This window comes from Clostridium muellerianum (assembly GCF_012926525.1).
Taxonomy (GTDB): domain Bacteria; phylum Bacillota; class Clostridia; order Clostridiales; family Clostridiaceae; genus Clostridium_AM; species Clostridium_AM muellerianum.
Map to the genome: position 1 here is coordinate 226,602 of NZ_JABBNI010000065.1, position 15,526 is coordinate 242,127.

General features: G+C 35.9%; 13 protein-coding genes. 9 read left to right on the plus strand and 4 right to left on the minus strand.

Annotated features, from left to right (window positions below; genetic code table 11):
* Genes HBE96_RS23340 through HBE96_RS23350 form a run of 3 tightly spaced genes read right to left on the minus strand, consistent with a single transcriptional unit; the run spans position 1 to position 4,892 of the window.
* Positions 1-2,886 (minus strand): DNA polymerase domain-containing protein, encoded by a 2,886-nt coding sequence (locus HBE96_RS23340; RefSeq protein WP_169300095.1) that lies wholly within the window; start codon positions 2,884-2,886, stop codon positions 1-3.
* Positions 2,879-4,567, minus strand: a complete 1,689-nt coding sequence (locus tag HBE96_RS26895) for a DUF5906 domain-containing protein (protein ID WP_169300096.1) — start codon at positions 4,565-4,567, stop codon at positions 2,879-2,881. The genes HBE96_RS23340 and HBE96_RS26895 overlap by 8 nt, the downstream gene beginning before the upstream one ends.
* A 1-nt stretch (position 4,568) precedes the next feature.
* Complete coding sequence (locus HBE96_RS23350; protein WP_169300097.1) at positions 4,569-4,892, minus strand: hypothetical protein; 324 nt, start codon at positions 4,890-4,892, stop codon at positions 4,569-4,571.
* A gap of 900 nt (positions 4,893-5,792) precedes the next feature.
* Here HBE96_RS23350 and HBE96_RS23355 point away from each other — a divergent pair.
* The 6 genes from HBE96_RS23355 to HBE96_RS23380 all read left to right on the plus strand — a co-directional run bounded on the left by HBE96_RS23355 (position 5,793) and on the right by HBE96_RS23380 (position 12,651).
* A complete protein-coding gene (locus tag HBE96_RS23355; protein ID WP_169300098.1) occupies positions 5,793-6,059 on the plus strand; it encodes a resolvase in 267 nt (88 codons plus the stop codon).
* A 167-nt stretch (positions 6,060-6,226) separates the two neighbouring features.
* Positions 6,227-7,192 (plus strand): helix-turn-helix transcriptional regulator, encoded by a 966-nt coding sequence (locus HBE96_RS23360; protein WP_169300099.1) that lies wholly within the window; start codon positions 6,227-6,229, stop codon positions 7,190-7,192.
* Complete coding sequence (locus tag HBE96_RS23365) at positions 7,192-8,697, plus strand: DUF5050 domain-containing protein (protein ID WP_169300100.1); 1,506 nt, start codon at positions 7,192-7,194, stop codon at positions 8,695-8,697. The genes HBE96_RS23360 and HBE96_RS23365 overlap by 1 nt, the downstream gene beginning before the upstream one ends.
* Before the next feature lie 44 nt (positions 8,698-8,741).
* A complete protein-coding gene (locus tag HBE96_RS23370) occupies positions 8,742-10,235 on the plus strand; it encodes an AAA family ATPase (RefSeq protein WP_169300101.1) in 1,494 nt (497 codons plus the stop codon).
* A complete protein-coding gene (locus HBE96_RS23375) occupies positions 10,201-11,784 on the plus strand; it encodes a hypothetical protein (protein ID WP_169300102.1) in 1,584 nt (527 codons plus the stop codon). Before HBE96_RS23370 ends, HBE96_RS23375 begins: the two co-directional genes overlap by 35 nt.
* Before the next feature lie 105 nt (positions 11,785-11,889).
* Positions 11,890-12,651: a hypothetical protein gene (locus HBE96_RS23380; RefSeq protein ID WP_169300103.1), complete on the plus strand. Its 762-nt coding sequence runs from the start codon at positions 11,890-11,892 to the stop codon at positions 12,649-12,651.
* Between the two features lie 154 nt (positions 12,652-12,805).
* Here HBE96_RS23380 and HBE96_RS23385 read toward each other — a convergent pair whose 3' ends face one another.
* Positions 12,806-13,189, minus strand: a complete 384-nt coding sequence (locus HBE96_RS23385; RefSeq protein WP_169300104.1) for a helix-turn-helix domain-containing protein — start codon at positions 13,187-13,189, stop codon at positions 12,806-12,808.
* A gap of 657 nt (positions 13,190-13,846) precedes the next feature.
* Here HBE96_RS23385 and HBE96_RS23390 point away from each other — a divergent pair.
* From HBE96_RS23390 to HBE96_RS23400, 3 genes are read left to right on the plus strand one after another with little or no spacing between them, the layout of a single operon-like run.
* On the plus strand, positions 13,847-14,428 hold the full coding sequence (locus tag HBE96_RS23390; RefSeq protein ID WP_169300105.1) for a recombinase family protein: 582 nt from the start codon (positions 13,847-13,849) through the stop codon (positions 14,426-14,428).
* Complete coding sequence (locus HBE96_RS23395) at positions 14,425-14,919, plus strand: hypothetical protein (RefSeq protein WP_169300106.1); 495 nt, start codon at positions 14,425-14,427, stop codon at positions 14,917-14,919. Before HBE96_RS23390 ends, HBE96_RS23395 begins: the two co-directional genes overlap by 4 nt.
* A gap of 51 nt (positions 14,920-14,970) precedes the next feature.
* Complete coding sequence (locus HBE96_RS23400) at positions 14,971-15,258, plus strand: hypothetical protein (protein WP_169300107.1); 288 nt, start codon at positions 14,971-14,973, stop codon at positions 15,256-15,258.
* The last annotated feature ends 268 nt before the right edge of the window (positions 15,259-15,526 follow it).

A 15,526-nucleotide genomic window follows, 5' to 3' on the forward strand; every position in this document is an offset into this window, starting at 1 on the left:
CTACCTTTCAATCGATTTTAATAGTGTATCTCTATTCAATGCGTGTTCACTGCCCATATAGTCGCAATTTGCGAACAACCATTGTGCTGCAGTCTTGCGTTCCTCTACTGAGAAGCCATTCATTTTTAAGCAATATAATGAAGCAAGTATTGCTGGATAGCGCTGTTGACCTTCTTCCCACGCACACACTGCACCATTTGCAATTGCAATCATTAGATTATGTCGTTTTACTTTGTCTGCAGGCGGTTGTCGCCTCCCTTCGAATATGTCCTTTGTCTTGCTGTCAGCTAGAGTATTTAATAGCTTCTTTATAGTTGATGTTTTATAGTCTATTCTGTCACTGAAACACTCTATACGCTTACCTGTAATGGTGATTGAGTGATTGCTTTGTGCAACATTAAACAGTTCAATATTGAAACCATCAATTTGAGCTGTACCAACCTTTTTAGGGATGTCTGCAGCCTTTGCAAGTGTTATACAGTGAATACCAAAGCCACCAGCTGAAAGCTCAGTATAGCAATCAAGTGTCTCAAGCCATTTAAAAAGTTTTGGTGAAATCCATTTGCCTGGGAGAAGTTCTTTCCAGGCCTTACCTTGCGACTCTGTTTTCAGGCACTTGTCAATGTCAACTGCCCATACATGGCCATGCGGAAGCATAACTGTCGGGAACGCTCCATCCCAAAGCTGCCATGATGCTGGGTCATTTACTCGGTAAATTGGGCGGTTTGCATCGTCGGCCAGTGGTGAAAACTTGGGGTAGTGGGCTAAAAACTCTTTAAATGTGCCTTTATAGTTTGTCCTGTCAAATGTAATTCCCGACAGTTTCATCTCTGCAAGTTCTATGTAATAATCTAAATCCAAGCGAGCAATAATTGCTTTGTGTTCTTTAGGTGATAGCTCATTCAAATTGTAATGGAACAATTCTGCACCTGAAGCGGCGTTTGGAATTGAGGTTATAGCCTTAGCCGTATTTCTTGTGAATCTACTTCCTCCTTCTATAACACGAGCAAAACGCAGAATGCGTTCCCTGATTTCTTTACCATCCCTAAACACTTGGTTAGTTGATTTACATACGAACATAAACTCACGAGCATCTTCGCAGCTACATATAGTGTCTTCGATAGGTATACCTTTTGCCAAATACGCAACAATCGCTTGCTTGATAATCCTGCCGTCATACTTCTGCAACTTAACCTTGCCTCTTGAAAATGGTCCAGCAATACCTGATGTTTTTATACCTTTGTTGGTTATTTCACCTCCCTCGGTCTTGCATAGAATATAATTATTGACGTCAAATTGGTGCATTTCAGAAAACGCTTTTGCGTCTTTCCAGTCAACTTGTGGCCTCCCGTTAATTTCAAGCTGCAAACCTGTAATTCGCTGCCATTCTGTATGAAGTTCTATAACCTTGTCCCAATCTGATTTATTAGGAACTGTGAAGAATATACCGTCAGTATTTGTATTAAGTATGTAAACATAAGGTTCAAGCATTTCAACCAGCTTTAGAAGTGCAAGCTGCCCTGTAATACAGACACTACGCATCATCTTAGGGTCGTATAATTGTCCTCCACGATTGCCCATTGCTCCAAAAACCGAAACGAGAATAATTTTATAAGCATCAGCAGCCTGTGGATTTTTTGTCTTCATTTCTATTCGATTTAAAGTCATCATCTTTAATTTTTCTGGGTACTTCATTCGGCGCGACATTAACCCGTACTCAGTCATAATGCTTGGGTACATTGAGGACACATCAGAGTCCCAAACATCACTTGCTTTAATGTATCGCTCAAAAGCACCATGTTGTCCGCCAAGACCGAAAGTTATAATACAGCCATTATCAAGAGTTACATCTTTCTTGCGTTTGCGTATTTCTGCCTTTATTTCTTCATAGTTTCCACTATTGAGAGTTACAAATTCTTTTATCTCGGCGACTTGTTCTGCAAACCATTTGTAAACTTCTTTGAAGTCTTTTTTCTGAGGTTTAAAACGCTTTGCAAGCCCGATTAGAAGTTCCTTTTGTTCCCATTCATCGTTTGAATAGTCTTTGTCATCAAAACCTAAAATGATGGCGGATTTGGAATTGCTGGACTTCTTAAGATAGTCTTGCCAACGTTTCCCATCGATATCAGAGCACATTTTAGCCAATGTGATTTCAGCTTCAACGGAAGACTTACGAGTTGGAAATATAATACTCTCAGTTGCTTCAACATCATATTTGCAGTATTCAATAATCCTTGCTTTTTCGTCTTCAGATAATTCTTCCTTATCAAATGGTACGTCACATTCGAATACTCGTTCACCTGTGATTGCCTCAATATATTTAAGTGCAACTGATTCACCGCCAGCCTCACGAACTGGCATAAGTTCAGCAACTCCGAAGTCAACCCAAGAGTCACAAGCATCACTAAGAACTTTCCAACCCGGAATGCGGTCATTGATGATTTTACAGGTTGCATCGTAAATTTTATAAGTTGAGCAGCCTTCCGTCATCATTTTAAGCAGAGGGGCATCAAATTCTTTAATATTGTACCCCATAATGAAGTCATGATTGCTTAAAAATCTCTTGAGTTTGATGTTATCCAAGCGCATATCTGACCTAAAGACATGCACACCATCGGCGTTAGATAAAACAACACACCACCAGTTAGGGAATACTTCAATATCGACAATTCCGACTTTATAGTCTGGAAAGGCCTTTGTGTAGTCAAGTGCCGGTTTCGGCAGTCTGTCGCTTATCATAGAGAGAGGCAACAGACAGCCAGTTAAAAAGTCATGTACTTGGTAGTATTTATAGAGTTGTATAATGTCAGAAGGAAGATTGTTTGGGTCAATGTATACGGGTGAACCGTCTACAACTAAGTCTCCTGTTTTATAGAGTTTACTCATCTTTTTTATCTCCTTTCCAAATATAGCATTTATCACCTTTGATAGCCTTTACTTCGAAGTCAGGCAGTAGGTTACGCAGGCGCTTACCGAAACCTTTTATAGCAAGTGGCTTACCACCAGAACCAACAAAAGATACATACTCGGCATAAACGTCAGCCACAGGCTTTCTATCAAGTTTCGCTGGGTCATTTATAAAACCATTCTCATCAAGGTAAAAGAACACACTATCGAGGTCTGCATAATAAGCTTTGAGTTCATCTCTGATTTCGGGTATATGTATGTCAATTACAGAACCCCTCTTGTTAAATTCCTTTGTAAGAAGCGACAGACAATAAGATGCAAGCTGCTCAATTTCTTCCTTTTCATACTCACAGTCAATTGCACCTGGGTCACACATAAAGACACCAGTATCGTAGTCATCTTCAGTACAGTCGATAGAAAACTTAGCATCCATAGGTAAGACAACGATACGTCTAAGTACGCCATTTGCTCCTGCCGCCGACCCAATGCGAGGTATAACATTTCCGTTATATATGCAGGTGAGCCAATTCGGAACATAATATTGGTCTTGTCCTTTTGGAGCAATACGCAAATGTTCATCTGTAACCAAACTGTTGAAATCACCCTGATTTCGGATGGAATCCTCGTTTAAGTCATCGCACACATTTATGAGTTTGAACGCAAGATTTGTTTTTCCGTGTTCTTTGGCAAATATATCTTTAAGCTGTTCTTTTGCTATATAGTTTTTTCCAACAAGGTGTGGAGCCAGTCCCGTAATTGTGGACTTACCATTGCTTGCACCCTCTCCTTTGAGAATTAAGCATACCTGAGCACCAAGCCATGTCGACATACCTATGCCAAGAAAACAACAGAATACATCAATGAGCTGTTTTCTTCTCAAAAAGACTTTTTCAAGCAATTCGGCTGGTTTACCCGTAAGCTGTCCGTTAGGAACATAGTTAAGTTCTATCCTATAAGGGATAAGTCGGTCTTGCACTTTTGCTTCCTTGCCTGGATATGGGTGCAGAACCCCGGTTTTGATGTCATATATGCCGTTGGCCATCGGTACTCTCGTTCGCCATTCGTTATATTCACTACTAATTTTAGGAGCTGAAGCTTTCAGCAAGGCTTTCACTTCGGCCATGCAAGAATATGCACCGGCACCTGTTAAAAATGTTTCAAGTGTTATGGGCATACCGTTATCTGGACTCGTACATGCCGCAACTGCCATATTGTTTTCAACGAATCGAATTTCCTCCGAAGGGGTATCTGTACGATTGAGAGCCGACCTTGGAGTAACCTCTATCACGATTTCAGTGTTTGCAAGGATTTGAGCGGCAAGCCATTCAGCACGGTTCATATCAAGTTCGTCGGTAGCAGACTTAGTAGTTCGGTCAGTTTCGAGAGCAGCCAGATAATCTTTTAAAGCATCAAGATTAGTAATAATACCACCTTGAGTAATAGCAATAGTGTTTTTAAACTCAGTCTTCAAATGAGTGATGAGGTTTTCATAACCGTCTTCGTCAAGCATTCGGCGCAATTTTCCACGGTTTGAATCACCGGTGCTAGTCAAATCACCATTTTTCTTTGTAGTGATTTTCTGCAAAGATTGATTTTGGGCACCTCCAAAGTGCTTTATATAAAAGGCTTTTTCAGCCTCAATTAGTTTAAGTTTGTCCACTTTATTTCCTCCTTTGGTTTGTATATGCAACCATTTCTAATTTTTTTGTAACCATTTTTAATACTGTTAGTTGCACCTCTTTTGCCAGCAATATCGAGGAAAACTGTGAATTGCAACTATACCGAGAGATATTTTCATAACCATTTGTGATAACGCTATATAATTTTTTTCTTTTATTAATAAAGAAGTAAAACCAAATAGTATTATGGTTATTGATTTGCTGAAACCCTTGTATCGCAAGAGTTTTGACAAGAACCATAATTTTTATAATGGTTAAATTATGGTTCTGTAAGGTGGTAAAATGGTTATTTCGTACTAATATCATATCTTTACCTCCTTACAATGCGTGCAAGCCTTCGAATGCACGATGTCAAACCCAATAGAATTAGCTATTGCAATTACTTTCGCCCTATCATTCGGGTGTTTCAATCGAAGGTGAGTGATGCGCCAATAACTCTTAAGCCCAATTTTTTCTTGATGGCAATACTGCTGCTGGGTAATCTTAGGTTGAGGAGCATTGTAATGTCTGAGTATACCCTCAATTTGAGTCGTCGATAATCCAATGTGACGACCTTCGCCAACGATGGGTCGCATACCGCAGTACGGACATCTGCCGTTAGTGAGCAAATTTTCCTGGTTAATAGTCATATAGAAACCTCCTGTCGTTTAAGTTTTATACTCCATATTGAGCAAGGCACAGGATTGATTTGAAAAATTATTTCTGACAACACATTAACCAACTATTAACTACTTATCGGCCGTCATAAAAAGCCGAAAAACAGCCATATTACGGTTGTCTTTCAGTATTTTGAAATATTTGAAGCATTTTTCAACTTGTGAAAAAGCGGTTTATCTGACCGTTTGAACACATAAAAAATCCCTAACATAAAAAATAGGTAGGGAATTTTTTATAATTTAACTGTATGATAGCACTCTAATGCTATAATTTGCATTGTAGTCTCAGAATCGATATTAGCTTTACATCCAAGAATGGTTCGGAACCTAAACATTTTTTAGTATTGTGAGTCATGAAGTTGAAGGATAACTAAGTAATTAAAATAAGTGAGAATGAAAAAGTAAACAGATACATTTAAAGATGAGGTGTTGTGCCAGAAGGAAGACTTTTTAGATGTTTTAGGCAAGAATATTGAAATGGTTATTAATAAATAAGATAGCAACTCTGTAGCTGATATAAATAAAAAAATTAGAAGATTTACAAATGTAATTGCTAAGACTCGCTAATTCCAAAGAAGATTATAATGATATTTATAGATTGCTAGAAGAAAAGCATAATGCTTTAGCTGAAGCGGCAGAAAAGAAAACTACAAGCCAAAGAATTCTTGATATGACAGCTTTTCTAAAGGAGCAACCAATGCTTATTAATGATTGTGATGAGCAACTGATAAGGAGATTGATTGGAAAAATTATGGTGTATGAGGATAAGATTACGGTAGAATTTAAGTCTGGGGTGGAAGTTAAGGTGGAGATGTAAATAAAGTTAGAAAAGAGGAGCACCTTTTGGGTTTATATAGGCTTATAGGTCGATTTTTACTATTTATAAAAAAATTTCATACTAAGTATAACAACGTCATATTTTGACGTTGTAGCATGGTATAATGAGAATGTAGCAAGAAAGTAATAGAGTTTAAGGGTGATTTGATGGACAAGATAACAAGGTTGCTTTTGTTATACTCAAAGCTGATACAAGGAGAAAAAGTCAATAAACTTAGCTTTTGTATGGAGACAGATAGTTTGCCTAGAACATTTGATAGGGATATAGAGGATGTGCGATTATACTTAAGTGAGCTGTTCTGTAATGAAGAGTTAATTTATGATAGGCAGGAAAATCTTTATTACTTTGCAGGTCCACAAAGAAAAGCACTGGAAACTATGGAGTATATGTTTATTGAAAGAGTGTTATTAGATACTGGTGCACTTCGGGCTGATGAAATGGATGGATTGCTCACACATTTGGCAGGGAATGCTGAAAATGTAGGTAAAATGGTATTACATGAAAAAGAATGTATAAAGAAGTATGATGAACCTCTTCATAAAAAAGCAATCCTTAAGATGCATGGTGACTTGGTAACCATCATATCCAATAAATCTGTTATCAAAATAAACTATATAAAAATGGGTGGAGAGGTAGTTGAAAGAGAAGTAATTCCATGTGCAATAAAATATGACTTGGGGTATTTGTATTTAATAGCATTTTTGCAGACAAGCAATAAGCAATATCCAGCATATTTTCGACTAGACAGAATTTATTCGTTCTCTGTTGTTCGAAGTCAAAGAATGGATGAGAGGCAACGTGCAGCTGAGTATATGGAGACTTATTCAAAAGGGATTACTCAAATGTATGGGGGTGAATTTATAGAGGTTCTTATTTCGTGTAAAAAAGAGTTTTACTCATACATACATGATAAATTTAGAAATGCCAATATTGTAGAGATTAAAGCTGATACAGTAAGTGTAACGCTAAATGTATTTGAGGATGGATTTATAAAATGGATAATGAGTCAACCGATAGAGTTAGTACAAATAATAAAGCCACAGGAAGTAAAAAAGAAGATTATAAATGAAGCAAAAAAAATTGTTACAATATATGCGGAGGTGCATGAATAATGTCGAAGAAAATTAAATTTCCTTTAGAGATGGATAACGGAGTAATGGTTAGAACTTTAGAAGAATTAAGAGAAAATTTTAATCTAGAAAAAGTGGTAAACTACTTTATCAGTGGAAAATTAATAACATGGCTAAATGACAGATATTATGAAAGTGAAGCAATACAAGTTGGAGAGTTAAATAGCTCAAGCTTAGACTTTAAAAAAAAGATTTGTGAAATATTTGATATTGAATATATTGAGGAAAACGATATTGATATAGAAAACATTGAAAAAAGGAATAGTAAAATTACTAAACTTAAACAGTTTACTGAAAATGAAGATATTATAAGAAATGTTAATGTAGTAGCATTTAATCAAGAGGAATTATCAGACTTGTTAGATGAAAATGCTAAAACAATATATCTCTGTGATGAGAAATTCTATCTTCCTTTAAGTAAAAATGATATTAAATATATAGGTATATCAAATCCCGTTTTGGTTATAAATAGTAAAATTGATATTGATTTAGATGAGAAAAACATTATAATAGAGGATTGTATTCTAAAAAGTGATAGCCCTATTTCTTTAAAAGTTTCAAATTCAAAAGGCATTATTTATGAAGGCGAAATTAAACCACAATATTTAAAAGACCTTGATTGGAAGGTGTATATAAAAGAACGACTGTTTTATGTGGATGAATCAATTGAGATGATGAAAGAACTTACCTGTAAGCAAGATAGTAAAGGAAAATGGTATAAAAACATAAATAGTTTATATAGAAGTAGAATAGATGGAAGCGAGGAGCAATTATTAGTTGCCGATGATACTCCAGTAGTAGATTTTTGTGTAGTTGATGATATTGTATTCTTTACCACAGGTTATAACACTGTTCTGAGTAATTTAAGAATATATAGGATTAATTTGGATGGAAGCAATAGAATAGATATGAATATAGAATGTGCAAGTTATAGTGGTGGATTATTTAAATCTAATGATGAGGACAAAGGCGTATTGTGTAACAAGAATTATTTTTTATGGATAGAAAAAGGAAAATATAACTCGAGCTTATACAAAGCAAAACATGATGGTACACAAAAAGAAAAGATTTTAAACCTAGATTATTTAACATTTAATAATGCCAAAATAACTGATAAATATTTATTTTATTTTCATGGTAAAAATGATACTTTATATAGATTAGACTTGGATACAAGTTCCAGTATACAAATTGATACAAATATTAGAAAGTTAGATACAGATGGTGAAAATTTATATTACTTAAAATGGGAGAGCACTGGGTGGGGTGAGTATAGAAATAATTCTCAAAATTGTTTTTACAAAACAGATTTAGATGGAAAAAATAAAGTGTTATTAGAGCATCATTATCCATTTAGTGCTGTAGTTCGTATGAATTATTCAAAGGGGGTATTGTATTATTATACTCGAAAAAAAATGGGAGGTTTATTTATTGATAGTAATTCTCCAGAAATTGAAAATAAAATAATACTTAGTGAGTTTAAATAAAATATTTTGAATTTCTTTACAAATAGAAAGGTGTTGGGATTATTATGAATTATAGTTTAAAAGATAAATTGGCCCGTTATATAGATGCTGGATTTCCTATCATATATTTGAATACATTTGAAGAAGATAAAGTTGATTTAATTATTAAAGAGGTAAGTTGTGGAAAAGAAATTTATGAATGGAATGAGACAAATGGCTACATAGATTTCGAAACAAAGACACCAATGATAGAGGACTGTACTCTAGAGATGATGCTTGACCAGTTGAAGCCTCAAGAAATGTTGGATAGAAAAATAATTCTACTTAAGGATGTTAATGCCTATTTAGATAACCCTAAGATTGTTTCAAAAATTAAGGGTGTAGCCAGAATGATTAACCAAGGTGTGGATACTACAATAGTAATTATTTCTAATATATTGGTCGTTCCTAAAGAGTTAGAAAAATTTATTACCATTCTTGAAATGGATTATCTGAGTAGCGATGAAATTAAACAGATAATTCTAGACTTTATCCAAGAAAATGGTCTTGATGCAGTTAAAGATAGTCTTGTTGATGAATTTGCTGTTGCATTTAAAGGGTTAACTGAATTTGAAATTTATAATCTTTTGGCACTATCATACGCTGATGATGGGGAATTGACAAGGCGGGATTTAAGACTTATTTTTGACCAAAAGCAGCAGATGATAAAAAAAGCTGGGATTTTGGAAATGATTCCACTTAAAGAAACCATAGACGATATCGGTGGTCTAGAAAATCTAAAAGGATGGTTTATTCGCAAAGCAAAGGTTTATAAAAACATGAATAAGGCAAAACAGTATGGTGTGGATATGCCAAAAGGTGTATTGATTGCAGGAGTGCCTGGATGTGGGAAATCATTAAATGCCAAGGCTGCAGCTAATTTGTTTGAAGTACCGCTTCTGCGATTAGATATGGGAAGATTGATGGGAAAGTATGTAGGTGAATCTGAGGGTAATCTTAGAAATGCAATTGCTCTTGCTGAGGCAATATCGCCATGTGTTTTGTGGATAGATGAATTGGAGAAAGCCTTTGCTGGAATTGGAGGAGATGGTGGCGGAGCAGAAGTCACAACTCGATTGTTTGGTAATTTCCTTACATGGATGCAAGAAAAAGACAGTCCAACATTTGTAGTAGCCACAGCAAATGACATTACAAAGTTACCACCTGAACTTCTACGAAAAGGTCGTTTTGATGAAATCTTTTATGTAGGCTTACCAAGTGAATCCGAAAGAGAAAAAATTTTTCAAATACATATTAATAAACGTAGACCCCAAGACTTGAAGAGTATAAGAATATCTGAACTTGTTGTAAAAACAAAAGGGTTCAGTGGAGCTGAGATTGAAGGTGTTATTAAAGATGCAGTGGAGACAGCATTTGCAGATGATAAGAAATGTGTACAAACGCAAGATGTAATTAATGCTATAAATAATACGCATTCACTTTCAGAAATTATGAAGGATGCGCTTGAAAAGATGTCTAAGGAATATGAAAATAGAAAATTCAAGAATGCTTCTAAGTGAGGTGGGAAGAATGGAAGAAAAGAAAAATTTAAAAGAAGTCACCAGTACGGAATATATATCTGAAAGAGAGGCTAAAACTGTAAAGGAGATTTTTAAAAAGTATCTTAAAGCTTATAAAGAAAAAGATGCATCAGTGACGGATAAAGAATGGTTAGAGCAATTATTTAAGACTGAATTGTCAGAAGTAACTGATGAAGAAGCAAAGCAAGACGCTGAAGAGATTGTAGAATCTATAAAAGTGTTTGATAGCAATTTGCAATCTGTAAATGAGGCTGCAGCACGAGGGACATCTAAAGAAAGTTGGCTTGTAGATAAAATGCAAGAAGTATCAGTAGGTATGGCTGTAAATGAATATGGTCAAGTACTACAATCAATAGATGATATTTTGTATCATAAAAACATGGAGTTGGCATATGCGTTGCAACGTTCAACAGATGGATATATAAAGATGAGTCCAAATTTGGACGGAAATATTGCTGAAAATATGATTGCAAAAACTACAGAATTAAGTGGTTTCCTTCAAGGTAAAAATATTAAAGTTGAAGTAAGGGATGTTTTTACAAGCAATTCTGTAGATGTAAGAGCTATTAATCTTGATACTGGAAAATATCAAAATTATCAACTTAAATTTGGTAACGATGCAAAGGCAACAATAGATTTAATTGAGCGTGGCAATTATAACAATCAACAAATAATTGTTCCTTCAGAACAATTAGAGGAAGTGCAAGCTCATTTTAAAGCAAAAGGTTCTTCGAAAACAATATCAGACCATATTGATGCTTGGGGGGCAAAAGGAAAGAAGTTCACGAAGGATGACATGAAAGAACTTCAGTTAGCTGCACAAGAAGATGGAATTATGCCAAGTATGGATTATAGTCATTATCAAACTAAAGATTTGGCAATGTCTATCGGAAAAAATGTGGGTGCAATGGCATTACAAGCTGCAGCAGTAACAACAGGACTTAATATTGCTAATAAGATATTCAATGGTGAAAAAATTGATGCTGATGAAATGGTTGAAATTGCAATTAAAACAGGAGCAGATACCTCTATTAAAGTTGTTTCGGCTGGAACACTTCAAGTTGCTATTCGAAAGGGTATAATTTCATTTATACCAAAAGCAACTCCTGCTGGTGTAATTGCCAATATAGCTTGTGTAGGAATTGAAAATGTAAAGATATTAGCAAAAATCACATCCGGAGAATTATCTATGACAAAAGGGCTCGACCAAATGGGAAGAGTTACAACATCAATGATTGGTGGATTATGTGGAATGGCTAAAGGCGCTACACTTGGAGCATCATTAACTGCATGGATGCCTGTAATTGGAGCACCCTTAGCAGTTGTGACAGGATTTTTAGGAGGCATGGTTGGTTATTTTGGTGGTTCTAAATTTGGAGATGTCATTTATAGTGCCGGAAAAAAAGTTGCAGGTGGAGCCAAGAGTGTAGCAAAGGCTGCTGTGAATGGATTGAAATCTGCTGGTCGTGCGATTGCTAGTGGAATTAAGTCAGCGGGACGTGCAGTAGCAAGTTTTCTCGGGTTTTAAGATAAATTTTATGTCACCTTAAAACAGAGTGATATCTGTTTTAAGATATAAAAATAATTAAATTCGGGAAAGATATTTAATTATTACACTAAGAAAGTATGAAATTTGACGATGGTGGTGATATGTTTGGAGAGTAAAGAAGAAATAAATTCAATTTTTAATAATTATAAAGTGTGTATAGATGACACATTTTCTTGTGATAATGAGCTGAAATGGGTATTGAATAATATTAAAGAACATCAATCATTCGAGAAACCGGATGCGTATTTGGTTAATAATGACAATATATATGCAATTGAGCATTTCCAAATTTCACAATATAGACAATATAAAGGGAGCGATACTGCAAGAATTGCAAAAGGGTCAAAAGAAAACCGTGATAAAATGAAGAATGATAGGGATTTTGACTTAAAACCAAGTATTGAAAACTTGATTGCTGCTTTAACCAAAAACCTTAAGTCTCATGCTAGTAGTTTCGAATCATATAAATCAAACATTTTGAGCATTGCAAACAGTCAAAATAAACACTATAGATTGATAATTCTTATAGAGGACTCTACAGAATCAGCTTATATAGTTAGAAGTAAAGATACGAAAGCTGTTAATCCTCTCTTACTGAAGCAGATTGTTGAATGTATTTTAGAATTTAAAAATAACGTGTGGGCAGTACTATATTCATATGGAAATGAAGTTGATAAGGTGTTGACTGGATGTACAGTTGAAGAATTAGAGGAAAATGCAAAGAATCGATGTTTTGATGCAATTGACTATGTACCTTTTGAAACAGATAGAGAATTGCATATTTCAAAGGATAGCCATAAAGAAGACAGTAATACAGTCACTATTAGATTGTTTGACCGATTATAGATTGTAAGAAATTTAATGGAAAGGAAAAATCTTTTATTCTCAAAAAAATGTTCTTGGTTCTCCTTAAACACTTTGATTAAGCCAACAAAACAAACAGTAAATAGATAATAAAAGGCAACACAGCCCTTGGTGTTTTTTACTGGGGGCTGTGTTACTATTCACTTTTATCTTGTTTCTGTAAAAACTTACGCATATTTATCATTTTTTCAAAGAAGTCAACATCACTAATTCTAGGCTTTGGCTCTTCCTCAAAACCCGCATAGGCTTCAGGTGGTAAAGGCTCCTTGTATAGAGCATGCCTATCGTGGGGTTTTCGATTGAGCAGTCTATAAATCTCACTTGCTGGTATACGCATATGACCGCCATACGTGATTACCACAGTTAGAACGCCTTTGTGATACCACTCCCGCAGAGTTTCCGTGGTGATACAGAGCATGGCTGCTGCTTGTTGTGGCCTTAATAACTTTTCTTGCAAATCTTGTGCTTCTTGTAAACATTGTAATTCTTGCTGTTCTTGCTTTACTTGTAATTCTTTCATTTACATCACCTCCATATGGCTGATACGGAGCAAAAGAGTTTGAAATTTCTCTTAATAATTGTTTTCATTACACATCTTTGTGTCTATTCGGAAAACACGTTCAATGTCTTTTTCCTGTTGTAAACGCATATAAGCTACCAGCCTATATGTGTGCTCGCTTATACCCATCAGTTTGCAATAATCCCGTATAGTACGCTTCGGTTGCTCTGTCCTACTGTGCTTCAATATGGCTGCTATCTGCTCGTCTGTTAGACTGATGTGTCTGCCGTCAGCTTTGTGATATCGACGCCCACAGGTAGGGCATCTCTCTCCGTTTAACATTTAACTTCACCCCTTGTTGTTGTTTATTTATAAACTTAATATTAGACAGGCTCCCCAGTACACTTGATTTCGCTAACTAATAAATTAGCAGTAGCCCGAGTGTGAGCTACTACTTTTGGATATGTGATTTAGATTTAGAATTGCCGTTTGTATTTCGGGTGTGTCGATAGGCTATACCCATATGATAGAGACTAAAACCGTATCAATAGGGTAGTATATTTAATTATGATATGTATCATAATACGCAAATACCCTATTGGCATAGTTTAACTCTTATGATAGTATGTGAGAGTAGGGATTTATATTGCAGGCACTAATTTTAAGGAGGCGTTAGTTATGAAGGTTGGTTATGTACGTGTATCCTGTGGAGAAACCCAGAACACAGCCAGACAGGACACTCTTATGGCTGAGCTACAAGTAGATAAGATTTACACCGATAAAATGTCAGGTAAAGATGCGTCAAATCGCCCGCAATTACAGTCTATGCTTGACTTCGTGCGTGAGGGCGATGTTGTTGTTTCGGAAAGTATATCGAGAATTGCTCGTAGTACCCGTGATTTTCTAAGCATCATGGATAAACTCAACCAGAAAGGTGTTACTTATATAAGTAGAAAAGAGTCTATTGATACCTCCACACCGCAAGGAGTCTTTATGATGACCGTGTTCGCCGCCCTTTCAGAGCTGGAGAGGCAGACTACTCGTCAGAGAGCCTTAGAAGGTATAGCTGAGGCTAAAAAACGTGGTGTATATAAAGGAAGAAAACCCATTGCAATAGATGCTGGTAAATTTAAAAGTGTATATACAGACTGGAAAGCCGGTAAAATAACAGCTGTAGAGGCGTACAAAAAGCTAGGGATATCTGCTTCGTCGTGGTATCGTAGAGTAAAAGATTATGGAAATCGAGGTGCTACCTTATGATGCTTTGCCTTACCTGTGGCTTACAACGTCCTAATTCCTATAAGAACAACACCTGCCCAAGGTGTAAATCACACCTAAAATACATTGAAGCTGCAGCTAAAGGTACAGCTGTTAAACTTCATAAGGCAGGTCTAAGCGTAAGTTATGCCACAGCTGAGGTGTACAGCTATAATAGCTATGCTGTGCATACAGTAAATATTAGTATCGGCCTAGCAAAACCATATCAAGTTGAGGTATTGCGTAGACTACCAGAAGGATATGAGTATGTTTTCCCTGAAGCACATATTATAGAATATTTAAGTCACATCCCGATAGAGCATCTCCTATCTCCTTTACTCACCTATTGTGTACTACGGTATGAGGCTCAGTACCTTGATAATGCTGAGGCAAAGGCTGTACTAAAACAGAAACTAATAGAATTAGATGATTGGGTAGACGAGGCTGTTGAGGACGGCTGGCTTGCCATATGCAACCTTGGTGGCCTACTGTGAAGTTTAAAAGGTAGCCCTAAACCTTATACTAAATCAGGGGAGGTATAGTGTATGTACTGTGTAGAAATAGGAGAACTTAAATGGTGTTACGAAACAGCACTTGAAGCGTGGAACAATAAGCATTTACAGGTGCGATTATCGTGCTCTACAATTCACCTAAATAATGGTGCTATTACAGGTGTTAAAATTTATAATGAATTTGTACAGCACCTTGACGATGATGCTGTGTTGCAGTATCACACTTTGCATGTATATAAAGTAGTTGTACAGCATTTGTATCACGTGCGTATTGCATTAATATTAAATATAAACTACCGACTTGTACCAACAGGCACCTAGTCTGCGACAGTTATAAGCTAACCAGTCACAGAGCCGTCTCGCCTGTGTGCTGTTATCTACAAATATATTGATATTTATAAGCTTAAGGAGGTATAAGTTATGTATGTAATTGAGAGAGGGGCTTCTGCGTGGTTGTGTACCACAGTCATAGAGTCATTTGAAGTTCAAGTTGTACAAATTAGGTTACGAGGTGCTATGAAAGATTTTACAAAGTTTCAGCAAAGCATTGATAACTTTGAACGCATAAATGCTGGTGTAATTAGCGTCT

Coding starts and splice junctions, on each gene's coding strand:
- HBE96_RS23340 (WP_169300095.1), bottom strand. CDS start 2,886: ATGAGTAAACTCTATAAAACAGGAGACTTAGTTGTAGACGGTTCACCC.
- HBE96_RS23350 (WP_169300097.1), bottom strand. CDS start 4,892: ATGATATTAGTACGAAATAACCATTTTACCACCTTACAGAACCATAAT.
- HBE96_RS23360 (WP_169300099.1), top strand. CDS start 6,227: ATGGACAAGATAACAAGGTTGCTTTTGTTATACTCAAAGCTGATACAA.
- HBE96_RS23365 (WP_169300100.1), top strand. CDS start 7,192: ATGTCGAAGAAAATTAAATTTCCTTTAGAGATGGATAACGGAGTAATG.
- HBE96_RS23370 (WP_169300101.1), top strand. CDS start 8,742: ATGAATTATAGTTTAAAAGATAAATTGGCCCGTTATATAGATGCTGGA.
- HBE96_RS23375 (WP_169300102.1), top strand. CDS start 10,201: ATGAAAATAGAAAATTCAAGAATGCTTCTAAGTGAGGTGGGAAGAATG.
- HBE96_RS23385 (WP_169300104.1), bottom strand. CDS start 13,189: ATGAAAGAATTACAAGTAAAGCAAGAACAGCAAGAATTACAATGTTTA.
- HBE96_RS23390 (WP_169300105.1), top strand. CDS start 13,847: ATGAAGGTTGGTTATGTACGTGTATCCTGTGGAGAAACCCAGAACACA.
- HBE96_RS23395 (WP_169300106.1), top strand. CDS start 14,425: ATGATGCTTTGCCTTACCTGTGGCTTACAACGTCCTAATTCCTATAAG.
- HBE96_RS23400 (WP_169300107.1), top strand. CDS start 14,971: ATGTACTGTGTAGAAATAGGAGAACTTAAATGGTGTTACGAAACAGCA.